21 protein-coding genes are annotated in these 23,125 nt (G+C 50.9%); 11 read left to right on the top strand and 10 right to left on the bottom strand.

Annotated elements, in window-relative coordinates; translation table 11 throughout:
* The first annotated feature begins 75 nt into the window (after nt 1-75).
* Nucleotides 76-849: a trans-aconitate 2-methyltransferase gene (gene tam / locus EC843_RS00695; RefSeq protein WP_133521383.1), complete on the top strand. Its 774-nt coding sequence runs from the start codon at nt 76-78 to the stop codon at nt 847-849.
* 74 nt (nt 850-923) lie between these two features.
* Here tam and EC843_RS00690 read toward each other — a convergent pair whose 3' ends face one another.
* Nucleotides 924-1,364 (bottom strand): multidrug/biocide efflux PACE transporter, encoded by a 441-nt coding sequence (locus tag EC843_RS00690; protein WP_133521382.1) that lies wholly within the window; start codon nt 1,362-1,364, stop codon nt 924-926.
* 102 nt (nt 1,365-1,466) lie between these two features.
* Between EC843_RS00690 and EC843_RS00685 the strand changes: the two genes are divergently transcribed.
* A complete protein-coding gene (locus EC843_RS00685; protein ID WP_133521381.1) occupies nt 1,467-2,330 on the top strand; it encodes a LysR family transcriptional regulator in 864 nt (287 codons plus the stop codon).
* Nucleotides 2,331-2,428: 98 nt separating this feature from the next.
* Here the strand turns inward: EC843_RS00685 and EC843_RS00680 are convergent, their stop codons facing one another.
* The gene (locus tag EC843_RS00680; protein ID WP_133521380.1) at nt 2,429-4,390 is read right to left on the bottom strand and encodes a U32 family peptidase; all 1,962 of its coding nucleotides are present in this window, start codon (nt 4,388-4,390) and stop codon (nt 2,429-2,431) included.
* Nucleotides 4,391-4,675: 285 nt separating this feature from the next.
* Between EC843_RS00680 and EC843_RS00675 the strand changes: the two genes are divergently transcribed.
* Both EC843_RS00675 and EC843_RS00670 read left to right on the top strand, forming a co-directional pair.
* Entirely contained in the window at nt 4,676-6,610 is a 1,935-nt protein-coding gene (locus EC843_RS00675) for a GGDEF domain-containing phosphodiesterase (protein ID WP_121813369.1), read from the top strand.
* Nucleotides 6,611-6,716: 106 nt separating this feature from the next.
* Nucleotides 6,717-7,883, top strand: coding sequence for a benzoate/H(+) symporter BenE family transporter (locus tag EC843_RS00670; RefSeq protein ID WP_064547082.1), 1,167 nt, complete (start codon nt 6,717-6,719; stop codon nt 7,881-7,883).
* Here the strand turns inward: EC843_RS00670 and EC843_RS00665 are convergent.
* Nucleotides 7,863-8,735, bottom strand: coding sequence for a helix-turn-helix domain-containing protein (locus EC843_RS00665; protein WP_133521379.1), 873 nt, complete (start codon nt 8,733-8,735; stop codon nt 7,863-7,865). The genes EC843_RS00670 and EC843_RS00665 overlap by 21 nt on opposite strands.
* Before the next feature lie 178 nt (nt 8,736-8,913).
* On the opposite strand from EC843_RS00665, the gene EC843_RS00660 reads away from it, so the two are divergent.
* Nucleotides 8,914-9,819: a DMT family transporter gene (locus EC843_RS00660; protein ID WP_064547086.1), complete on the top strand. Its 906-nt coding sequence runs from the start codon at nt 8,914-8,916 to the stop codon at nt 9,817-9,819.
* Between the two features lie 34 nt (nt 9,820-9,853).
* Here the strand turns inward: EC843_RS00660 and EC843_RS00655 are convergent, their stop codons facing one another.
* Nucleotides 9,854-10,525: a DUF3313 domain-containing protein gene (locus EC843_RS00655; protein ID WP_121813368.1), complete on the bottom strand. Its 672-nt coding sequence runs from the start codon at nt 10,523-10,525 to the stop codon at nt 9,854-9,856.
* Nucleotides 10,526-10,720: 195 nt separating this feature from the next.
* Between EC843_RS00655 and EC843_RS00650 the strand changes: the two genes are divergently transcribed.
* Nucleotides 10,721-11,113 carry a VOC family protein gene (locus tag EC843_RS00650; protein ID WP_133521378.1) on the top strand — a complete coding sequence of 131 codons (393 nt, stop codon included), beginning with the start codon at nt 10,721-10,723 and terminating at the stop codon, nt 11,111-11,113.
* Here EC843_RS00650 and tehB read toward each other — a convergent pair.
* The gene (gene tehB / locus EC843_RS00645; RefSeq protein ID WP_133522042.1) at nt 11,110-11,703 is read right to left on the bottom strand and encodes a tellurite resistance methyltransferase TehB; all 594 of its coding nucleotides are present in this window, start codon (nt 11,701-11,703) and stop codon (nt 11,110-11,112) included. The two genes, EC843_RS00650 and tehB, sit on opposite strands and share 4 nt — an antisense overlap.
* Nucleotides 11,699-12,688, bottom strand: coding sequence for a dicarboxylate transporter/tellurite-resistance protein TehA (gene tehA, locus EC843_RS00640; RefSeq protein ID WP_133521377.1), 990 nt, complete (start codon nt 12,686-12,688; stop codon nt 11,699-11,701). The genes tehB and tehA overlap by 5 nt, the downstream gene beginning before the upstream one ends.
* A gap of 121 nt (nt 12,689-12,809) precedes the next feature.
* Here tehA and ydcK point away from each other — a divergent pair, with 121 nt between their 5' ends.
* Nucleotides 12,810-13,739, top strand: coding sequence for a YdcK family protein (gene ydcK, locus EC843_RS00635; protein ID WP_133521376.1), 930 nt, complete (start codon nt 12,810-12,812; stop codon nt 13,737-13,739).
* Here ydcK and rimL read toward each other — a convergent pair.
* The gene (rimL, locus tag EC843_RS00630; protein WP_133521375.1) at nt 13,724-14,305 is read right to left on the bottom strand and encodes a 50S ribosomal protein L7/L12-serine acetyltransferase; all 582 of its coding nucleotides are present in this window, start codon (nt 14,303-14,305) and stop codon (nt 13,724-13,726) included. The two genes, ydcK and rimL, sit on opposite strands and share 16 nt — an antisense overlap.
* A gap of 181 nt (nt 14,306-14,486) precedes the next feature.
* On the opposite strand from rimL, the gene hpxO reads away from it, so the two are divergent.
* The gene (gene hpxO / locus EC843_RS00625; protein WP_133521374.1) at nt 14,487-15,644 is read left to right on the top strand and encodes an FAD-dependent urate hydroxylase HpxO; all 1,158 of its coding nucleotides are present in this window, start codon (nt 14,487-14,489) and stop codon (nt 15,642-15,644) included.
* Between the two features lie 208 nt (nt 15,645-15,852).
* Here the strand turns inward: hpxO and EC843_RS00620 are convergent, their stop codons facing one another.
* From EC843_RS00620 to EC843_RS00610, 3 genes are all read right to left on the bottom strand, one after another.
* Nucleotides 15,853-17,508, bottom strand: a complete 1,656-nt coding sequence (locus EC843_RS00620) for a glucan biosynthesis protein (protein ID WP_133521373.1) — start codon at nt 17,506-17,508, stop codon at nt 15,853-15,855.
* 216 nt (nt 17,509-17,724) lie between these two features.
* Complete coding sequence (locus EC843_RS00615; protein WP_121813361.1) at nt 17,725-18,501, bottom strand: ABC transporter substrate-binding protein; 777 nt, start codon at nt 18,499-18,501, stop codon at nt 17,725-17,727.
* Nucleotides 18,502-18,513: 12 nt separating this feature from the next.
* Nucleotides 18,514-19,683, bottom strand: a complete 1,170-nt coding sequence (locus EC843_RS00610) for a pyridoxal phosphate-dependent aminotransferase (RefSeq protein WP_064547106.1) — start codon at nt 19,681-19,683, stop codon at nt 18,514-18,516.
* A 122-nt stretch (nt 19,684-19,805) separates the two neighbouring features.
* Between EC843_RS00610 and EC843_RS00605 the strand changes: the two genes are divergently transcribed.
* The 3 genes from EC843_RS00605 (at nt 19,806) to EC843_RS00595 (ending at nt 23,042) form a co-directional block, all read left to right on the top strand.
* Nucleotides 19,806-20,666 (top strand): LysR substrate-binding domain-containing protein, encoded by an 861-nt coding sequence (locus EC843_RS00605; RefSeq protein ID WP_121813360.1) that lies wholly within the window; start codon nt 19,806-19,808, stop codon nt 20,664-20,666.
* 204 nt (nt 20,667-20,870) lie between these two features.
* Nucleotides 20,871-21,500 (top strand): response regulator transcription factor, encoded by a 630-nt coding sequence (locus tag EC843_RS00600; RefSeq protein ID WP_133521372.1) that lies wholly within the window; start codon nt 20,871-20,873, stop codon nt 21,498-21,500.
* Nucleotides 21,501-23,042: an MASE1 domain-containing protein gene (locus EC843_RS00595; protein ID WP_133521371.1), complete on the top strand. Its 1,542-nt coding sequence runs from the start codon at nt 21,501-21,503 to the stop codon at nt 23,040-23,042.
* Nucleotides 23,043-23,125 lie beyond the last annotated feature (83 nt).

Genomic DNA, 23,125 nt, shown 5'->3' with positions numbered 1-23,125 from the left:
CACGTTAACGCATTTTGTCGTAATCTATGAGATGCACAATTTCCGATTCATTCATTTTAGTCTGAGGATCAACCGATGCAGGACTGGAACCCCGCTCTTTATTTGCAGTTTGCAGCCGAACGTACCCGCCCAGCCGCGGAATTAGCCGCGCGTATTCAGCAGCCTGAGGCGCAACACGTTTCTGATTTGGGCTGCGGCCCCGGTAACAGCACTGCATTGTTGCGTAAAGCCTTCCCACAGGCGACGGTAACGGGCATTGATAATTCTCCGGCGATGCTTGAAAAGGCACGAACCGCACTGCCTGATTGCCAGTTTGAAAATGCTGATGTGGCGCACTGGCGGCCCACAATAAAACAAGATGTGATTTATGCGAATGCGTCTTTGCAGTGGTTAAGTGACCATGCTCAGTTGTTCCCGCACCTGGCGGCACAACTGGCGGATAACGGGGTTTTAGCGGTACAGATGCCGGATAACTGGCAAGAGCCGACACACACCTTGATGCGCCAGGTGGCGGCTGAACTAGGGTACGGAGATTCCGGACGTGAGGCGTTGTTATCCGCCCAACAATATTACGATTTGCTGGCGCAATCAGGTTGCAGCGTGGATATCTGGCGCACCACCTATTTCCACGTCATGCCGTCTGCGCAAGCAATTATTGCCTGGCTCAGTTCGACCGGTTTGCGTCCATACCTCGCCAAACTCGATAACATTCAGCAGCAGGTATTTCTCGAGCGTTACCACGCGCTTTTACAGCAAGCCTATCCGCCACAACACGATGGCAATGTGCTGATGTTGTTCCCACGGCTGTTTATTGTGGCGCGCAAAACAGGCGGTATCGCGCTTTCGTAGGTCGGAAAAGCGCAGCGTCTTCCGACAAAACTGGCGTGAATGGTGGATGACGTTAGCGCCTCCCGCCATTTGCACTATTTTGTGGAAGCCGCCTGCGGCTGAAACCAGCGGCCACGCAATGTGTCATAGCCCCAGTTATAAATTACGCTATACGGCAAGAAGAACAGGAAGAAACCAATTTCGACCATAAACGCCTGAAGCAGTGAAATATCGAGCATCCAGGCAGCCAACGGCAAACCAATCAGAATAAAACCGCCTTCAAATCCCAGCGAGTGAGCAATACGCAGCGGCAAACGGCGTTCTTGTCCCACCGGGAAAAACTTATCGAACCCTGCGTTATAAATCATGTTCCACACCATCGCCACGGTGGAGAGCATTATCGACAGCGCGCCCATCTGGGAAATCGGCTTGTTAAAAATCCACGCCGCCAGCGGCGCACAAATCGCAATGGCGATAACTTCAAAACCCACCGCATGCACGACGCGCTCGGCAAATGTTCTTTTTTGAGACTGCATAAAACTCACTCCAGATAAATCAAGCAATATGGCTATGCGGCGTATTATCATCGCTATTACTGGTAGACTGAAGTTAGTAACCATCGATAAAAGCGATAGATAATGAAATATTCTCCCGAATCCCTGGAAGCCTTTTTGCAGGCAGTCGAAACCGGATCGTTTTCTGCAGCGGCACGTAAGCTCAAGAAAAGCCAGTCGACGGTGAGTGCTGCGATTGCCAATCTGGAAGCAGATTTAGGGGTGACGCTGTTTGATCGCCAGAGTCGCCAGCCGGTTTTGACTGACCAGGGGAAGCATATTTTGCCGTACATCCAGTCAATTATGGCGGCCAGCGAGCGGCTGAATGAAGTCTCGGTACGCCTGGCGGGCGATGTCGAACCGCGTCTGAGTTTCGTGCTGTCTGATGTCTGGCAAACCGCACACCACGAGTCAATCCTGCAACGTTTTTCGCAACGCTTTCCGGATATCGAGTTTGAATGTTTGATTGCCGAGGATGAAGACGTTATCGACCTGATTCAGATTGGCCGCGCCCACGTTGGCGTATTGCGTGTGCAGCCACGTTATCCGGTGGATGTCACGGTGGCTCGTTTGCAGGTCGGTGCTGAGATGGCGATTTTTATTCACCGCCAGCATGAGTTAGCCCGCTTGCCTGCCGTCGAGATGGACACCCTGCAAACCGTGCGTCAGCTCAGTTTGAGTACTTTTACCGACCCGACGCGCAACAAAAGCGGCGGCCCGACGTGGTCGTCACCGTCATTACTGATGCTGCTGGAGATGGCGGAGCAAGGGTTTGGTTGGGGGATTTTGCCGCGCTGGCTGGTCGAGCAGTTTGGTCACGATGTTTTGCAAGAGTTGCCGGTTGCAGGCTGGCCGCAGCGTATTGACGTGGATGTGTTGTGGTCGAACAAAACGCCACCTGGGCCCGCAGGGCGCTGGATGATTGACCAGTTGCGGGCGCAGAGTTAAGCAGCCAATGTCGGATGACGCTTAGGCTTATCCGACCTACAAAACCATTGTAGAATCAGTCACCCAGGTCGGATAAACGCAGCGTCATCCAACAATGTTTATTTGCGTTTCGGCATCGTCTTCAATAAGTCGTCTGGGCTAATGGACGCCACAATATCGCTGCCCGGCAAAGGCATTTTGAGAATGTGATTCTTCATTTTGCCAATCACGTGCATTTCGCACGGCTTGCAGTCAAATTTCAGCGTTAGCACTTCATCCTGATGCACCAGTTGCATCGGCGTCGCCTTCCAGCTTTTCACCGAACCCTTCGCCTGCTTAGGACACAAGTTAAAGGCGAAACGCAGGCAATGCTTGGTGATCATCACCGGCACTTCGCCCTTCTCTTCGTGCGCTTCATAAGCGGCATCAATCAGTTTCACGCCGTAACGCTGATAAAATTCACGCGCCTTGTGGTTGTAGACGTTAGCCAGGAAAGTGAGGTGTTCATCAGGGTAAACTGGCGCAGGCTCACTCACCGCTTTACGGCTGCCGCGTTGGTACTGCTGCAAACGCGCTTCGCTCAGTTCGTCAATAGCTTCACGGCGCAACTGGTTAAGCTGGCTATTGGGAATAAACAACGCGGCAGGCAAATTCAGGTCGACTTTGCGTGCCTGGTACATGGTTTGCCCCAGTTTCGCCAGGCTGTCACGCAGGCTGCCGTAAGCCTTTTCTGGGTTGTTCGCCACTTCGAACTGCCCTTCCAGCGTTTTACTGACGCTCACACCTTCTTCACTGGTAATCGTCAGAACCAATTGTTCCTGCCAACCGCTTAACTCCATATCTACCGCAATCCGGCGTTCGCTGGACGTTTTCGTCAACGCCTGCTGCCAGTTATGGTCAAGGTTACGGTTCAGAGGATGGTTCGGACGCACGTTTTTCAGGGTTTCCGGCATTTCGTTTGGCCAGACGCGGTACTGATTTTTACCGGTTTTCTCTACGGTATTAGCACGGAAACCAACGATTTCACGTTTAATCAGCACGTTCAGGCCATCGCCGTTGGTCAATGAATCGCTGACATTCACATCAAGGAAATCTTTGCCGACTTTCAGCACTTCGCCCACTGGCAGGCCGATGTATTTCGGTGAATCAAACGCGCCGATATCGATTTTGCGCTCGTTAACGAAATAGTCGGTGCTGCCACGGTGGAAAGTTTTGTCCGGCGAAGGAATAAAGAAATGCGAGGTCACGCCCGAAGAAGCACGAACCAGATCGGTGCGCTGCTCCATTAATTCATCCAGCAACTGACGGTAATACGAGGTGATGTTTTTCACATAGCTCATATCTTTGTAGCGCCCTTCTATCTTGAAGGAACGCACACCAGCATCGACCAACGCCGCCAGGTTGGCACTCTGGTCATTGTCTTTCATCGACAGCAGATGTTTTTCATAGGCCACCACGCGGCCCTGATCGTCTTTAAGTGTGTACGGCAAACGGCAAGCCTGGGAGCAATCACCACGGTTTGCACTGCGCCCTGTCTGGGCGTGGGAGATATTACACTGCCCGGAATACGCCACACACAACGCACCATGAATAAAGAATTCAATGGTGGCATCAACGTTTTCGTGGATAGCGCGAATTTGTTTGAGGTTCAATTCACGCGCCAGCACGATTTGCGAGAAACCCACATCAGAAAGGAACTTCGCTTTTTCTACACTACGAATGTCGCACTGGGTGCTGGCATGAATTTCAATCGGCGGCAGATCCATTTCCATCACGCCCATGTCCTGCACAATCAGCGCATCGACACCGGCCTGATACAGGTCGTGGATCATATGACGAGCGGGTTCGAGTTCGTTGTCATGCAGAATGGTGTTGAGCGTAACGAAAATTTTCGCCCCATAACGATGGGCAAACGGCACCAGTTCTGCAAGGTCTTGCAGGCTGTTACCGGCATTATGGCGAGCGCCAAAGCCAGGCCCACCGATGTAAACCGCATCCGCACCATGCAAAATGGCTTCACGGGCAATGGCGGTATCACGGGCAGGACTGAGTAATTCGAGATGATTGGCGTGCAGGCGCATAGTGAATTTGTTTTCTGTGTTATGGGCGAAAGGCGGCCATTGTAGTCAGATTGGGCACGTATGCAAAGAGCTGCGCAACCCATAGAAAATGGTGCATCCGCCTCCTCCGCTGCGATTTTTTTCCTCCTGGGCTTAACACACGCAGTAATAACACTGAATTAGCTAAAGATGCTGTACTAGATATTGATATAATTTATACTCACAATGGAAATAATTACCATGAGTTATCATATTAGGTCTGTTTATGTGGGAGCTAAATGAATGACAGAGTTAAGATAATTGAAAATGACAAAAAACCTCGAACACTCAAAGCTCTATCAATCAGAAGGTGTCCGGTTGCTCTACAGCAACTCATTACCCGGCATTCTGATTACCTTTATTGCGGCCACTACCCTTGCCTTCACTTTCACCAATAATAATCTGCATGCAAAAGTCATCTGGTGGCTGGTGATGACAGCTATTCTCGCCGTTCGAGTTGTTGATACACGCATGTGGTTAAAAAGCACTCCAGAAGGCAAAAGCAGAAAGAGTTGGACCATGCGGTTTTCTTGCGGATGTTTGCTCACCGCGTTGATGTGGAGCTTGTATGCGGTCATTTTCTACCAACAATTTTCTATCGAAGAACTCAGCTCTACCAATGTGATTCTGGCCGCCATGGCCGGAGGCGCAACCAGCATTCTTTCCGCTAATTTCATGCTTGCTTCGATATACAACATTATCATCCTGATACCAATGTCAGTTTTGCTCATGATGCAGCCCGAACAATATAAAATTAATCTTGGCGGTCTGGGGATTTGCTTCACGATAATAATGATCATCTCGTCAGCTCGTTCCGCAAATTATATTAAAGAAGCCATTTTGTTACGTTACAGAAACAAAAAACTGGTCTCACGCATGGAAGAAACTATCCGCATCAGGACTCAGGAAGTTTATGAGATCTCGAATAAAGATTCGTTAACCCGTTTATACAATCGCACAGCGTTTTTATCTGCCGTCGAACGTGTAGAGCAAGATTTCAACCAACACCATATAACAGGCTTTGCCATCTTTTTTATCGATCTGGATGGTTTTAAAAATATTAATGACACGCTCGGTCATAATGCTGGCGACAACGTATTAGTGAATATCAGTGAGCGGCTAAAAAGCTGTAATGCCGCTGACACGCTAATGTGCCGCTGGGGCGGAGATGAGTTTATCTTGCTGGTAAAAGAAAACCGACATCAGACGATCCGCGCGCTGGCGCAAAAAATTACCGCCACCCTTTCTCAGCCCATAGATTTAGGCGACCAAACCATCACCCTCAACGCCACCATTGGGATTTCAGTGTGCCCGGAACATGACACCTCAGTCACGCGCCTTATCCAACTGGCTGATATCGCCATGTATTCGCAAAAGGGCAAATATCCGGAGCGCATGGCTTTTTATAATCTCAATCTGGAACACAATCTGCATCGTAAAATCATGCTCAACGAGGCGTTAAAATGCGCACTTGAGCGCCAGGAACTGCGTCTGGTGTATCAACCCATTGTTGATTCCGCTGGCCAGATTGTCAGCTTTGAAGCCTTACTACGCTGGCATTATCAAGACCAGGAAATCTCGCCTGTTGAATTCATTCCCTTGCTGGAACAAAGCGGTCGCATTGTCGAAATCGGCAGTTGGGTTCTGGAAGAAGCCTGCAAAATGTTGGTGACGCTGCGCCAGGGCCACGCCGAAATCTGCATGTGCGTGAATATTTCTCTGATTCAGTTTTACGATAAAGATTTTGTGAATAACGTTAAGCAGGTTATCGAACAGCAGGCTATTCCCGGGCATTTGCTGCACCTGGAAGTGACGGAATCGATCTTCCAGTCTGAACAAATGCAGGTTAACCATAAAGTGAGTCAGTTGCAGAAGTGTGGTGTGAAATTTTCCGTCGATGATTTCGGGACCGGTTATTCAAGCCTTTCTGTTATCCAGAATATGAATATCGATTACATTAAAATCGACCGTTCATTTATTCAACACATCGAAAACAAAGGCTTGTCTATTGTGCAGGCGGTGATGGATATGTCTAAAACCCTCAACTTCCGGGTGATTGCTGAAGGTGTCGAAACCGAGACACAGCGCCATATGCTGGAACAGTGTGGCATCCCATATATGCAGGGTTACTTCTTCTCGCGCCCAATGGAACGCCAGGATGCGCTGGCTTATCTCGGAGATGCTTCGCATAAGTCGGAATAACGCAGCAACATTCGAGAATACGATCTTGCAGATTTTTCAATATCATCCGGTCTGTTGTTAACGGTTTGTAATGCTATAGTTTGCCGTCAACAATAAGGAAGATATGATGCGCTCGATTTCGATTCCGTTACCGACGGTGCTGACCGGTTTTGTTGCCGTATTAGTCGGCTACGCAAGTTCCGCAGCGATCATCTGGCAGGCCGCTGAGGCCGCAGGTGCTAACACCATGCAGATTGCCGGTTGGCTGACGATGCTGGGGATTGGCATGGGTATCAGCACCCTGGTACTGACAATTTGGTACCGCACGCCGATTCTCACCGCCTGGTCAACGCCAGGTGCTGCGCTGCTCGCCACCAGCCTGCCTGGGCATTCGCTAAACGAAGCCGTTGGCGTCTTTCTTTTCTCCTCGTTGTTGATTCTGCTGTGTGGTGCGACCGGCCTGTTCGCCCGCTTAATGCGCCTCATCCCTTCAACACTCTCCGCCGCCATGCTGGCGGGAATTTTGCTGCGCTTTGGCCTCGATGCCTTTACTTCATTGCAGGGCAATTTTTTGCTTTGCGCGAGCATGTTGCTTGGCTGGTTGTTGGCAAAAGCCTGGGCACCGCGTTATGCCGTCGTGGTCGCCATGGTTATTGGTCTGTTGGTCTGTGTGATGAGTGGAAATCTGCAAAGCGGCAGCGTGCCTGTGGCGATGGTGATGCCTGAGTTTACGGCTCCGCATTTTTCACTCAGCAGCTTGCTGGGTATCGGTATTCCGTTCTTCCTCGTCACGATGGCGTCACAAAATGCACCCGGTGTCGCTACGCTAAAAGCTTCGGGTTATGACGTTCCCGTCTCACCGCTGATTGTCGTGACTGCCGCTATTGCTCTGCTGCTGGCACCGTTCGGTGTGTTTTCAATCTGTATTGCTGCAATCACTGCCGCAATTTGCCAGGGTTCCGAAGCTCATCCTGATCCGGCAAAACGCTGGCTTGCCGCCGCAGCCGCTGGGGTATTTTATTTACTGGCCGGTATTTTTGGCGGCTCGATAACCACATTACTCACCGCACTCCCGGTGGCTTATATTCATACCCTGGCAGGTTTGGCATTGCTGAGCACCATCGCCGGAAGCTTGTTTCAGGCGTTAAACCACGAACGGGAGCGCGATGCCGCGATAGTGACATTTTTGGTCACCGCGTCAGGCGTCAGTTTGTTGGGCGTGGGTTCTGCTTTTTGGGGACTGGTAGCGGGTGGAATCTGTTACGCGCTGTTCTCACTTTCCCGCCGCGCGTAGTTGCGAAGGTGTCACACCGATTGTGGCTTTAAAGCGATTGCTGAAATGGCTTGCCGAGCTAAATCCGCAAGCCATCGCAATATCGGTCAACGTTAACGGGCTATTTTTCACCAGCGCTTCGGCGCGTAACATGCGCCGCTGCATCACATACTGATGCGGGGCAAGGTGTGTCGACTGCTTGAACATGCGCGCAAAATGAAACTCGCTCAAACCCGCTTCTACAGCCAGTTCAGTCAGGGTTAAAGGTTCACTAAGATGTTGTTCAATGTACGCCTGGATATTGCGTAACACCACGGGAGCCAGCCCGCCACGCACATTCGGCAAGCGCCACTGCACATTGCTGTAAGTCTGCACCAGGTGGGTGAGCAACAATGTCGATGCGGTGCTTAACATCAAATGATTTGCCTGTTGTTGCCAGTCGCTGCTCAATAAAAAGTGGCGATATAACTGCGTAATGCGCGGGTCATCACTGAAGATTTTCTCATCGAGCTGGATAGCCGCCGGGCTGCGATCCCAGATTTGCTCGGCAATATTGCGCAGATGCTCATCAGTACAATACAGATGCACAAACGAAAAGTGATTGCGGATATCCCAGGTCGTTTCGCTCTCTTTTGGCATCAGGCAAAAACGGTCCGGCCCGCCGCCATTCTTCCAGCCAGCCGAGGTTTTCTGATAGGTTTCGTAGCCCTCATTCACATACATGCTCAAGGTATGGTGATCGCTGCATTGCGTCACGCGATCGAGGCTGTTTGACCACGCCGAGAGTTGAATCCCGGAGCCTAGCTGCACGTTATCTTCCAGCACCGCGTTGTGCTGGCGAAGATTTTCAAATGCGTGATACGGCTGGGTCATAACGGGCGGCCATCAAAGTTCAGGAGTCACAGTTTAAGTAGTGCGCGAGCCTGTTACCAGCCATTAACAATCCCTCCGGTAAATAAAACCGCAAGAATATGCAAGCGCCGCAACTACATGAAAGCATCTGCCCGCGCTTTCACCGATACTCCTGCCATCCGTTTCGGGAGATAACAACATGAATGCGTTACTATATATTTTGGTGGTAGTGATTTGGGGTACAACGTGGCTAGCCATTTATATGCAGCAAGGCGTGGTATCCGTACCCGTTTCTATTTTCTGGCGTTTTGCCGTGGCGGCGATAGTGATGCTGGTGGTGCTGAAGGCATTGGGGCGCTTGCGTCGTATCAGTCTGCGCGACCATCTGTTCTGTATGCTGCAAGGCGGCTGCGTTTTCGGCTTTAACTTCGTCTGCTTTTATCATGCCGCCGCGTATATCAGCTCCGGCCTGGAATCGGTAATTTTCTCCATGGCGGTACTGTTTAACGCCGTGAATAGCATGATTTTCTTCCGCCAGCGCCCGCACAAAAACTTGCTGCCAGCGGCGGTGCTCGGCATTTCTGGGGTGGTCGCCCTATTCTGGCATGACCTGGTCGCCACGCAACTGGCACCGTCGTTGCTGCTGGGGATCGGCTTAAGCGCGCTCGGTACTTTTGGTTTCTCGCTGGGCAATATGATCAGTACGCGCCATCAGCGCCGCGGGCTGGAGACTCTGTCCACCAATACCTACGCGATGTTTTATGGCACCGTGATCATGGGTGTGCTGGCTCTATTGCGTGGGGATTCGTTTATGCCGGAGTTCACGCTACGCTATCTGGGTTCGCTGTTCTATCTGGCGATTTTCGGTTCGGTGATTGCCTTTGGTGCCTATTTCACGCTGGTCGGGCGCATTGGTGCCAGCCAGGCGGCTTACAGCACGCTGCTGTTCCCGTTAGTCGCGCTAAGTCTGTCAACGCTCTATGAAGGTTACATCTGGCACAGCAATGCGATTATCGGGCTGGTGATGATCCTGCTGGGGAATCTGGTGATGTTCTCGAAACCGGGGATGTTTAACTTGCTGACGTGGCGCAAACGCACGGTGTAAAGCGATTAAAAAGGGAGCCTGGCTCCCTTTAGATTCACGATTTCTGTTGAGTATCAAATGTTGAGGCATCTGTCGCCAGATCATCAATAACCTGTTTAAGCGTATCCAGCGTCATCTCCGTATTTTCATTGCTTAAATCTTCGCCTTCGCCTTTACGCACCACACGCATCACCGTTTTCTGCGTTGCCGCATCAATGAGTTCCGCCTCGAAATAGAGGTTGGTGTTCATAGTACGGTGGCCCGTCGCCGCTTGCGTACCTGCGACAACCAGCGCAATAGGCACCACTTCGTAGAATTGCAGACCTTCTTTAGAACTGTCTACTGCGGTGATGGCACCACGGAAGATCAGGCTGCGAGGGCCTGATGTCGCCACCAGTGGGATGCGCGCTTGGGCAGCACTCTTAAGTTTGGTATTGGTGTAGTTCAACAAACCGTCCAACACTTTCCTGCCAATTTGTGTGTTCGGTTGTGGCTCCGGGTAATAGGTGATCGGGTTATACACCAGGCTGTCGTAATTGCTCCCTTTATAGTCAGGGTCAACCCAACGCACGATAGTTCTGCCCGTGGTCGTTTCAGTTTTTTCCAGTCCAGAATAGTCTTTTAAGAATCCTGAATATTTTTCAGGTTCCGGTGTAGAAGAAGCACAACCCGCTAACGCTAATATTCCTGTAAGACAGACTACTTTTAAAAACATTGAAGTTTTCATTAACCCTCCGTTTAGATTGCATGTAAGCGAGCGCGTTATAGCAATAAAAAGGAGAATAATAAGCGGTGAAAAATGCTAATGAGTTTAAAACCAAACTTTTCAGAGTGAATTTTATTGCTACTCACAGATAAATAATAATTATTTTTGTATGTATAATCTAAAATACATAATTACGACAAATAATAAGGAATAAACATGATCCCTCATCTGCGCATTGCCCGACCAGTTACCGATCTTGCAGAAAGTAAAAAGTTGTATTGCCTCGGCTTAGGTTTGCAAGAACTGGGGAATTTTGATGAACATGATGGTTTTAGCGGCATCATGCTTGGGCGCAGCGATTTAAACTGGCACCTTGAGTTTACTGTATGCCACCGCCACCCGGTAGAACCTGCGGCTACCGTGGACGACCTGTTGGTACTTTATTATCCAGATAACATCCTATGGCAAAAAACCTGCCAGCAAATGCTGAATGCAGGTTTTTTAACCATTAATAGTTTTAATCCTTATTGGGATGTCGCCGGTCGTACCTTTATTGATAACGATGGCTATCGCACTGTGTTACAAAACCGCGCGTGGCCAATAGGTTAATTTTTGCGTGCCAACATAGTGGCGAAACGTAATTTAATACGATTACCTTGCTCGTCGGTCTTATGTAATTCACCGACATCTTCGTTATATTTAAGTAATTCCCAGTCCGCGTAATAATTGCGTAATTCACCTTCAGCAAAAGCAAATGGAAAACCGACAGTACAAGGGAAATCTTCGGTGTCCATGGCGGCAACGATTAAGTTATAGCCCCCGGGTTTGGTGCAACGCTGCATATTCGCAATTAATCGAGGAATGGTATCGCGTTCTAAAAACATCATCACTACAGTCGACAGGATAAAGTCGTACTCACCGTCGAACGCCAATGTGTTCAAATCGACCACATCGGTGATGATGTTTTTCAGCCCTTCTGCTGCAATAATTTTATTCAGGTTGCTGATACTTATCTGGTTTTTGTCCCAGGCGGTCACATCAAACCCTTTTTGATTCAGATACAAACTGTTGCGCCCGCTGCCACAACCGAGATCCAGCGTTTTACCCGGTGGGACGATGGTGACCGCATTCAGCACTTCAGAGTGAGTGCGGGTTAAACCATATTTCTCGGTGTAATAGTTTTCAGAAGCCATCTTAATTTGTCCTTTTCGTAGGCCGTTCGCTACGTAACAGTAATTTACCCTGGTAAAGCAAGGCAACCGTGCGCACCAGTAACAGACCGATAATAACATTAGTGAAAATAAACAGCGGCAGTGCGATGGCGCTAAAAAGCCCGTCATTACTGCTGTGGCTTAAATGCAGCGCCGTCGTCGCCAGGGCAGAAAGACCGAACGAGAAGCTCCAAAACGACGCGTTAAAGGGTTGCTTCAGATACCAGGGCATCAGGCGCAACATGAACAGCAATTGCAGCAGCCCGTAACCAAACAGCATTTTGGCGAAGAAATCCGCTTGCCCACCGTTGACACTCAGGTACGCATTGCACGCCACCAACGCCGGAGCAAGCTGGATACCAAGCGAGGTACGCACAGGGGTTGGTAACTCACCGCCGCTACGCAAACGTTGCAAAATAGCAGGCTCAAGACTTAACCAGGAAAATACCCCCGCCCCGAAGAATAAAATCCCCAGATCGTGATATCCCAGCGCTCCGCAAGCCATGGCGCTGATAAAATTATTCGCCACCGTCGGCAAATAAAGCCCTGGAGTGGTGTCAGCCGCCGGAAGCTTGCCCCGCCACATCCCCGCACTTTGCCATGCCGCGTAAGCCAGTTGCACCAGCGCGCCGAAGGCAAACAGCCCAGCAGCCCAAAAGCGAAAGTAAGGTTCCAGCGCGATAGAAACCAGCATCGTGGTTGCGGGGAATAAGCTGACAAAGCTCCCCTTTAGCGGGTGATTGATTTCTTCTACCACGCTGTGCGGATATTTAACCAGACGCACGATAAAAGCCACGGCTAACGCCAGCCAGATAGCCATCGCCAGGCTTTCCAGTGCATCACCAATGGCAGGTGAAACTGACCAAATTTTGGCGGCATAACGCCACGCAAAGCCCATGCCGATGACACCAAGCACGATGCCAAAATACCCAGCCGGGAGGTTGAGCATGGGACGGGTTACTGATTTATCCATTTATTTTAAATCTTAAAATTTAGTTTGGGTGCATTTTATGCGATGGCGCAGCAGAACACCACCAGGGGATTTACCTGCTACGTTTTAAACAGCGATTGAAACAAATACTGAGGCACATCGGATGAACAAGTATCAGCTAATGGGTGACGCACGTCTGCATGATTATCTGGTTGATGGCACAAAACAACAGGTGAAACTTTGGCAGGTGGTCGCACTTTGCGATTTCAGCGATGTTAAAGCCGGGCAACTTGGGGGCTGGATTGAAAACGAAGACAATCTCAGCCAGCAAGGCCACTGCTGGATTTATGGCCACGAAAGCGTGGTTTACGGTGGCTCATGCGTGACTGAGGATGCGCAAATTCATGGCAGCTCTACCCTTTGCCACCAGGCCCATGTCAGCGGTAAAAGCTTCGTTGAACAATCACTGATCAGCGGTGAATGCCGGATTTTCGATGCAGCTCGCATCCTGAACGGCAGCCAGGTGATTGCCGTTCGTGGGTTGACTGCCGACGACAATAAGTTGCTGCAAATTTACGGCAACGCCACCATAAACGCATCCCGCGTGGTACATCAGGCGCAAGTTTTTGGCAATGCCCTGGTCAACAATGCTTTTATTGAACACCGCGCCGAAGTCTTCGGCCACGCCATTCTTGAAGGCAACGACGAGAACAATATTTGGGTTTGCGACTGTGCGCGCGTGTTTGACAATGCGCGGATTATTGCCGGGCGCGGCGATGACCAAATCCCAACTATTCGTTACTCCTCGCAAGTTTATGGTAACGCGCTGATTAAAGGCGATTGTGTATTAAAACATCAGGTGCATATTTTCGATGATGCCACGCTTATCGGCGGGCCGATTCAGCTCGACAACAAGGTGCAAATCTACGGCCAGGCGCGCATTACCGGTAATGTGTTAATCGAGAATAGCGTGAACATTTACGATAAGGCGGCGGTCGATGGTTTGGGAGGCGAACTGATTCATATTCGTGGGATTAAGGATATTAACGGCGAACAACGTGTCACGCGATCGCCATTTTATGGCGTGTATTGAGCCGAGCGGGAAAGGCTATCGCCCTGTTCCACGATTCGTCCGTAAATATTCTGGTCATAAAATACGCCGTTTAAAAACTCGGCCTGCTTCAGACAGCCTTCAAGCGTGAAGCCATTGCGCAACGCCACCTGGTTGCTGGCGGTATTACTGACGATGCACTTAATAACAAAACGGCGCACCATTCCTTCGCGGGAATATTTCTCAACCACGGCCTGTAGTGCGCGGGAAATAATCCCTTGCCCCTGAGCGTCTTTATCCAGCCAATAACCGATGTAAGCCACTTTATTAGTGGGTTCAATCTGGTTAAACGAAATGACCCCAACCATTTTCTGCTGCTGAAATATCAGGAACATTTTCGCGTAACCGCGATGATGCAACAGGTAGTTGCCCTGCGCCATTTTGCGCGAATCCTCAACCGACAAAACATATTGCGGCCAATCCATCGCCATTCGCAGCCAGGCTTTATTCTTCTGCACCAGCGCAAAGATTTCATCCACGTAACGTTCGTGGATAGAGTGCAACGTAATGCTGTCGAGGTCGTCTTGCCAGTTATCGGAATCCCGCACGCTACCTCTCCTTCTTTGGTTTCTGTGGGAAATAATGGTGCAGAATAAATCTTTGCACCACCAGGTTTCCCCACTTTTGCACAATAGATTTGCCGCGCACCGCCTGCCACCGCTGAACTGAACGGTTTACCACGCTGGTATAGATATTGCTTAACATCTTTGTAACCCAAAGGAGACTCGGATGAAAGCGATCATAATTGGCGGCGGCATTGGTGGACTTTCAGCGGCAATTGCCCTGAAAAGATGTGGCATTGCAACGGAAGTCTATGAAGCGGTGAAAAAGATCAAACCCGTCGGTGCGGCGATTTCAATTTGGCCCAATGGCGTAAAATGCCTGAACTGGCTCGGCATGAAAGAGCAGCTTCAGCAACTCGGTGGGCCGATGGAATTTATGGCCTACAAAGAGTTTGTCCACGGCCAAACCCTGACGCGGTTTAGTCTCGATCCTTTAATCAAAAGCGTCGGCGAACGCCCCTATCCTGTGGCGCGGGCGGAACTGCAAGACATGCTGATCGATACCTATGGCCGCACAGATATTCAGTTTGGCAAACGCGTGGCTAAAGTTGAAGAATTTGATGGAGGCGTGCGGGCGTATTTTGAAGATGGGCATATCGCGGTGGGCGATGTATTAATTGCCGCTGATGGCACCCACTCCGTGATCCGCCCGTATGTTCTTGGTCACCAGACAGAACGCCGCTACGCCGGTTACGTTAACTGGAACGGTCTGGTGGAAATTGACGAATCTATTGCCCCGGCCAATCAATGGACAACATTTGTTGGCGAAGGAAAACGGGTTTCTTTAATGCCAGTTGCCGGTAATCGTTTTTACTTCTTCTTTGATGTTCCCCTTGAGAAAGGGTTACCAGAAGACCGCACCACCGTTAAAGCTGATTTAACGCGCTACTTTGCCGGTTGGGCTGAACCGGTACAAAAATTGATTTCCGCGATTAAACCCGACACCACCAACCGCATAGAAATTCATGATATCGAGCCATTTATGCAACTAGTGCGTGGGCGCGTGGCGCTACTCGGCGACTCCGGCCACAGCACCACGCCGGATATTGGCCAGGGTGGTTGTGCTGCCATGGAAGACGCGGTGGTACTGGCTATGGCGCTGCAAACCAACTCATTAGGCGTGGAAGATGCCCTGCAACGCTACCAGCAAAAACGTGCCTGGCGCGTCAAAGATCTGGTACTCAAAGCGCGTAAACGCTGCGATGTGACCCACGGAAAGGATATGAACATCACCCACAACTGGTATGAGGAACTGAAAAGCGAAACCGGTGAACGGGTACTTTCTGGGATGCGTGAAACTATTCTTGGCGGGCCGCTGGAGTAGAGAGTGAGTGGCACCCTTTTGTCGGATGACGCTGCGCTTATCCGACCTACAAATGCTATGGTTTTACACTCGTTTGTCGGATGACGTTGCGCTTATCCAACCTACAAATGCGATGGTTTTACACTCGTTTGCCGGATGACGCTGCGCTTATCCAACCTACGAAAACCGTGCCCTGTAGGGGGTAAGTGCAAACGTCATCCACCATTTTTTACTTCATGATGCGGTCATCAACGTATTTACGTTTATCCGGTGCTGGCGGGAAGTAGTGATACAACCAGGTTTCACTGATGGCATCGCCCTGGCAACGCAGGAACATGCGCATATCAACCGGATCGGTTGAGTCGTCGGTTGGGTACCAGTCAAACAGAATGCGGTAACCGTTGAACGGCTCGACGTACAAAATCTCAATCTGCCTGGCTTCACCGTTAGACAGCGTGATAACCGGCTCGATCCCTTTCGGTGCTGCGTTTTTCAAATCACCACCGATAAAATCAATCGCGAAACGGCGTGACCATTTATCCGGGAAATGCTCGCCTGGTGCCCAACCTTCCGGGAAACTCCCCATTCCGGTGCGTGTTGCGTAAACGCGCGCCAGCGGCGACTGGATTGGCGGCAAACCACTCCAGTACAAGCGATATTTGAACGACAGTTCATCACCCGCTTTCACCGGTTTTTCCGGCTGCCAGAAGCAAACGATATTATCCAGCGTTTCACCGGTAGTTGGGATTTCCATCAGGCCGATGGTGCCTTTGCCCCACTTGTTCAGCGGTTCAACCCACAGACTTGGGCGTTTGTTATACCAGCCCATAATGTCCTGGTAGTTGGCAAACTCATGGTCTAGTTGCAGCAAACCAAACCCTTTCGGGTTGTTGTCGGTGTAAGCATTGAACTGCAATTTCTGCGGGTTATTCAATGGACGCGTCACCCACTCGCCATTTCCACGCCACATCGCCAGGCGGTCAGAGTCGTGAATTTGCGGGTGGATGGTGTCGCACATCCGGCGTTCGTTAGTGCCACATGCGAACATACTGGTCATCGGCGCGATACCCAGTTGCTTAATATCTTCACGCGCATACAGATGGTTTTCGACATCCATCACCACACGTTCGGATTCGCAGCTAATATTAAATTTGTAGGCTCCGGTGACGCTTGCGCTATCCAACAGAGCGTAGACCACAAATTTGCTGTCACCTGCTTTCGCGGTTTCAAACCAGAACGCGGTAAAGTCCGGGAACTCTTCCAGTTGGTCGGTATAGGTGTTGACCGCCAGCCCACGTGCAGACAAGCCGTACTGGTAAGTTTTATCTACCGCACGGAAGTAGCTCGCGCCAAGGAAGGAAACCACGTCACGACGCGCCAGTTCTGGCGATTTAAAGGCTTTAAACCCGGCAAAGCCAAGATCAATCTGGCCTTCAAGCTGTTTAGTATCTACGCCTGCATCGTTGTATTTGAACAGCTCAGGGCGGAAGTGAATTTCACGCGCCTGATGAGATGTGGCGTCAACAGAGAACATGCGTACCCGGCGGCGGAAGCCCATCCCCACGTGGAAAAACTGCACATCAAGCTGGCGGTTTTCAACGTTATTCCATAATGAATGGTCGGCATCATACTGAATGGCGTTGTAAGCCTGAGGCGTTAAGTTTGCCAGGGTGTCCGGCAACGGGCGCGGTTTGCCAACCCACGGTTTCTTCGACAGGTCGTGAGCCATTGACTGGAGCACAGAGAAATCGAACTCGGTGGTGCGACCATCGGCAATTTCAGACTCTGACGCGTAAGCGGCGCGTGAGAAGAGCGTGGCAAGTGAAGTTGTGCCGCTGACTGCGGCGAGAGCCATTGAGGCTTTGATAAAACGTCTACGGTTCATGCCTGAAAAATAGTCCTTCATTGTCGATGTGTTTGGTCCCACCAGGGGCAGAACAGCGGCAAAATCTAGACCGCACACTCTAGACAAAAATCACTGAAAAACCAATCAGAGACACAGACCTTTACGCAACGAATCACTAATTATTTCGTGATTTGTAGGGTGGATAAGCGTAAACGGTGGATGACGCTTTCGCTTACCCACCCTACAAAGAAAAACTTACTTCACACTGACATCAATACCCGGGAAATACTTCTTCGCAAGCGTAGTGATGGTGCCATCAGCACGCACTTTGTCGATTGCCGCATCAAGCTGCTTCTTGGTTGCTTCGTCGCCTTTACGCAAACCGTAGCCGATACCGCTGCCCAAAATGGTATCGTCGCTCACCGGCTTGCCGATAAAGCCAAAACCTTTGCCCTGCGGTTTACTCAGAAAACCGGCCTGCCCTGCGGCTGACATCACCAGCGACGCATCAATACGGCCATTGAGCAAATCACCCCACGCCATATTTTGATCTTTATAGGACACAACCGTGACACCGTGTTTTTCCCAGTGTTCTTTGGCATAAGTTTCCTGAATGGAACCTTGCAGAACACCGATAGTTTTACCCTTCAGCCCTTCTGGCGTGGCTTCCATACCGCTATCGGCTTTGCCCACCAGTTGTGACGGAATACGGTAGATTGGCTGGGTAAAATCGATACTTTTACGGCGCTGTTCGGTGATGTTCATCGCCGAGTTAATCGCATCGAATTTCTTCGCCATCAGCCCCGGAATCAAGGCGTCAAATGAGGTTTCCACCCATGAACATTTCAGGCTTGCCGCTTGACAAATCGCGTTACCCAAATCGATATCAAACCCTTCCAGCTCGCCCGCCGTGTTACGGCTTTCAAACGGTGGATACTCGGCTTCCACGCCGTAACGCATTTCGCTTGCTGCAAAAGCAGAGAATGAAGCGCACATCCCAACCAATAAACTTAATGCATAAACTTTTTTCATTATGACCTCGTATCAGCGTGGCTTAACCTGGCAAAGTGCCTGAGCACCCGCACGTAACGTAGCTTCATCTTTCGCAAATGACAAACGAATCAACTTGTTGTCTGTCCCATCGGTATAAAACGCAGAGAGCGGTATCGTCGCCACGCCATATTGAGTAATCAGGCGCTTCACCATTTCACTGTCAGATTCATCGCTGAAATGATCGAACTTCGCCAGCAGGAAGAACGAACCTGCACTTGGCAGCAGCTTAAATGGCGACTCCGCCAATAATGACTGCATTAAATCGCGCTTACGTTGATAAAACGCCGCCAGCGATAAATAAGTGTCCGGGTTTTTCATATATTCAGCAAACGCATGCTGCATCGGCGTGTCGGCGGAAAACATCAGGAACTGGTGCACTTTGCAGATTTCTGCCATCAGTTCCGCTGGAGCCAGGCAATACCCCACGCGCCAGCCGGTCACATGGAAGGTTTTACCAAATGACGACACGATAACGCTGCGTTCGGCCAGTGCCGGGTGCGTTGCCATGCCGTGATGGCGTTCACCATCAAATACGATGTGTTCGTAGACTTCATCGGACAGAATGATGATGTCGGTGTTACGCGTCAGCGCCGCCAGCATTTCCAAATCATGGGCGTTGAACACCTGCCCGCTCGGGTTATGCGGCGTGTTGATAATGATCATACGCGTGCGTGGCGTGATTGCCGCGCGGACTTCATCCCAGTCAACGGTGAAATCCGGCAGCGCCAGTTTTAGCGCGACCGGTGTCGCCCCCTGCAAACGGACAATCGGCGCGTAGCTATCAAAAGAGGGTTCAAAGTAAATCACTTCGTCACCCGGATGCACTAACCCGCTGATGGCGGAATAAAGCCCTTCGCTGGCGCTGGCGGTGACTAAAATTTCATCGTCAACGTCATAATGTGAGCCATAAAGCGCCGCCACTTTTTCAGCGATCAGCGTTTTTAGCGGCCTGAAACCGGTCATCGATGCGTACTGGTTATGATTTTCCTGCATCGCTTTGCTGACACCCGCAACCAACTTCGGGTCAGGTGAAAAATTAGGTGCGCCTTGCGAAAGGTTGATGGCGTTATGTTGCGCCGACAGTTGGCCGATAACGGTAAAAATAGTGGTTCCAACATCCGGTAATTTTGAACGAAGTTGCACCGGGGTTTGCATGGTCATGGCCGCTCCTGTATATGCGCGATTTGCATAACTATTCAAACTGTAACGGGTTGCTACCACAACCGAATTGTTGTCATAATAGCCATGCAAAAAATTCATAGCTCAACGGAGAGTCATCACATATGCGGCGCAATTTCCCTCTGAATACGGTTGATGCTTTTCTGGTGACGGCCAAACATTTGAATCTGACTCGCGCCGCAAAAGAGCTTTGTCTGACGCAGGGCGCTGTGAGCCGTAAAATCTCCACACTCGAAGAATGGCTCGGCTATGCGCTGTTTGACCGCCATGCCCGTGGGCTGCATTTAACCCCGCAAGGCAACACCCTGCTGCCAGAAATGCAGCACGCCTTTGAGCATTTGTTGAGTGTGGCGAACAACGCCTGCCATAAATCCAGTGTCATCCGCCTGAAAGCCCCAACCTGCGCCATGCGCTGGCTGGTGCCAAAGCTTGTGCAACTGGAGAGCACCGCACCTGAAATCCAGGTGGCGCTCACCACCACCGTCGAACATGGCGTGAATTTCAAAAACGAGTCATATGATGCCGCGATTATTTTCGGGCATACAGATAACCACGGCACGTTGCTGTTTGAGGAGTGCCTCACGCCGGTAGTCAGCCAACAGTTGCTCCCGGAAGAGCCGCTCACCGCTGAGATACTGAGCCGCTACACCTTCCTGCATCCCACACGCGATCGTACCGACTGGTCACTGTGGCTGGCGCAAAATACCGACATCGCTCCTGTTATGAATAAAAATCAACACTTCGACACCATGGATTTAGCGATCAGCGCCGCGATTCAAGGATTTGGTATCGCGATTGCCGATGCAACACTAGTGGCCGAAGATTTGCGGCGTGGCCGGTTGGTGCAGCCGTTTGCCAGCCAGGTGAAAACGGGGGCGTGTTATCGACTGGTGCTACGCCATGCAAATGAAAACAGCGCCGACCTTGAAGCCTTCAAACACAGTTTACTGACGCTAAGTGAATAATGGTGGATGACGCACCAAAGCGCGTAGGTCGGATAAGCGTGAGCGTCATCCGACATAATCGATATCACCCACGTCAATTGAAATGACCCCTGTTTATTTGCAGGACTCTTTTTTGCTACCGCTGTAACATATTCCCAACACAGCCGTTGCGCTGAATAGATTCGTCCGCATGATGGCGCCAGATCCTTCCTGAAGAGCATAACCATGATTGCCGTTGCTTTAGTTGATGACCACGTTGTAGTGCGCTCCGGTTTTGCGCAGTTGCTGAGCCTTGAGAGCGATATTGAAATTGTCGGGCAGTACAGTTCTGCCGCCGAAGCCTGGCCCGCGCTGATAAAACGCCAGCCCGATGTCGCCGTACTCGACATCGCCATGCCCGATGAAAATGGTTTGAGTTTGCTTAAACGCCTGCGCCAGCATCACCCTGGGTTTCGCGCCATCATTCTGAGCATTTACGACACCACTGCGTTTGTGCAAAGCGCGCTGGATGCCGGAGCAAGCGGTTATCTCACCAAACGCTGCGGCCCTGAAGAACTGGTGCAGGCGGTGCGTACCGTCGGTATGGGCGGCCATTATTTATGTGCCGATGCGCTACGCGCGTTACGCCACGCGGGGCAACCGGCCAAAGTTCTGGAGGTTCTCACGCCACGAGAGCACGAAGTTTTCGATTTGCTGATTAAAGGCGAAAGCGTCAAGCATATTGCCGAGCAACTGAATCTCAGCCACAAAACCGTGCATGTGCATCGCGCCAATATCCTCGGCAAACTGCAATGCGAAAGCACCATCGAACTGGTGCACTTTGCCCTCGACCACCAACTGTTAACCGGGCACTAAATGTCTCGTTCGTGGCGTCATCTGTTGTTATCGCTGTTTATTGTTTTCGCCTGGGGGCTGACCTGGCTTGCCCTCTGGACGATAAGTTTCTACCTCACCAATAACGGCCAGCAAGCCACGCTACTGTTACCGCAAGGCGTGCATCTGGCGTTACTGATTTTGCTGCATCGCCGCTACTGGCCTGCGTTGTTTCTCCCGGTGTTCGGCCTGCTTGGCGGGCTTTGGCAACAGCAGTTGATGACCGAACCGGTGATGCTACTTTCCCCGTTGCTAAGTGCGATCCCCGCGCTGTTTGTCCAGCATTACTGGCACCGTTTCACCCTTTACTGGCAACGCTTGTCACTGTTGATGGCGGCGATCACCAGCGATGCGTTGTTACACACGCTGGTGCTAACCCCTTTTCTCTCCAGCAGCGCTTCGCAAACCTTGCTGGCCGCATTTACCGGCGGCGTAGTGCTCACGCCGTTTGTCTACCTGATTTATGAATACCTGCGCCAGCAACACCTCGAAAGCCTTTTGGCGCAAGAAACGCCCAATCCTCCGCTGCGCACCTCGTTGCTAATCTGGTGCAGCCTGTTTTTCATCATTGGCGTGGGTGCGCAAATGGTGGTGTCGCCTGAAATCGAACGCTTGTTGTTGATTGTGGTGTTTTTGCCAAACGTAGTGATGGCCTACAAATTTGGCTGGCAAGGCGGCGTACTTGCCGCACTGTTGGGCAGCATGATGATTACCATCGCCCGCCAGATAGGCAGCGGCTTTAACGGGCTGATGGAAATGGAGCTGTTTCTTTCCACTCAGGCGTTGCTGGGCATTGGGCTGGGGATTGCGATAAGCCGTCAGCAGCATCTTGCCAATAATCTGCACCGCTATCGCCAACGGCTGGAAGTGGAATTACAGGCCAGGCGCGAGCTAATGGAACAACTGGTGCATACCGAAGAAGACACGCGCAAAGATCTGGCGCGTGAGCTGCACGACGAAATTGGCCAGAATATTACCGCGATTCAAATCCAGTCGATGCTGGTAAAACGCACCGCCAGCGGCGATGCCACGGTGCTCGCCGCCGAGCAAATCAACCAGCTTGCCCAACGCATTCACCACTCGACTCGCCATCTGTTGCGCCAGCTTCGCCCGCCGGTGCTGGACGAAATCTCGCTCGATAAAGCGCTGCATCATTTGATTCAGGAGTTCGCCTTTGCCGAACGCGGTATCACCTGCCGCTTCCATTACGATTTACCCGGCCAGCCCGTCAGCGATCCGGTGATTTTTACCCTCTATCGCCTGGTGCAGGAACTACTCAACAATATCTGTAAACACGCCGACGCCAGCCTGATTGAGATCTCTTTAACCCAACAACCCGCAGGCGTACGCCTGGAAGTCAAAGACGATGGCATCGGCTTTAGCGGTAACACCCATAACGGCCAGGGATTACAAGGGATCGCGGAACGCATTCGCGCGTTAGGTGGGGATTTGCAGATTGAAAGCCAGTCCGGCACACGCGTAATTGTTAACTTGCCCACACTTTTTCAACAAAATCAGGGATAACCAGGAAAAATTCCTGGTTGGCTAAAACCTTGTCTCATCCCCTTTGTATCTGCGTTTTCTATAGTCATTCCAATCCGGAGGAA

The organism is Buttiauxella sp. JUb87, assembly GCF_004361975.1.
Classification (GTDB): domain Bacteria; phylum Pseudomonadota; class Gammaproteobacteria; order Enterobacterales; family Enterobacteriaceae; genus Buttiauxella; species Buttiauxella ferragutiae.
The sequence above is the reverse complement of the archived record's forward strand: the minus strand, read 5'-3'. Positions and strand labels throughout refer to the sequence as shown.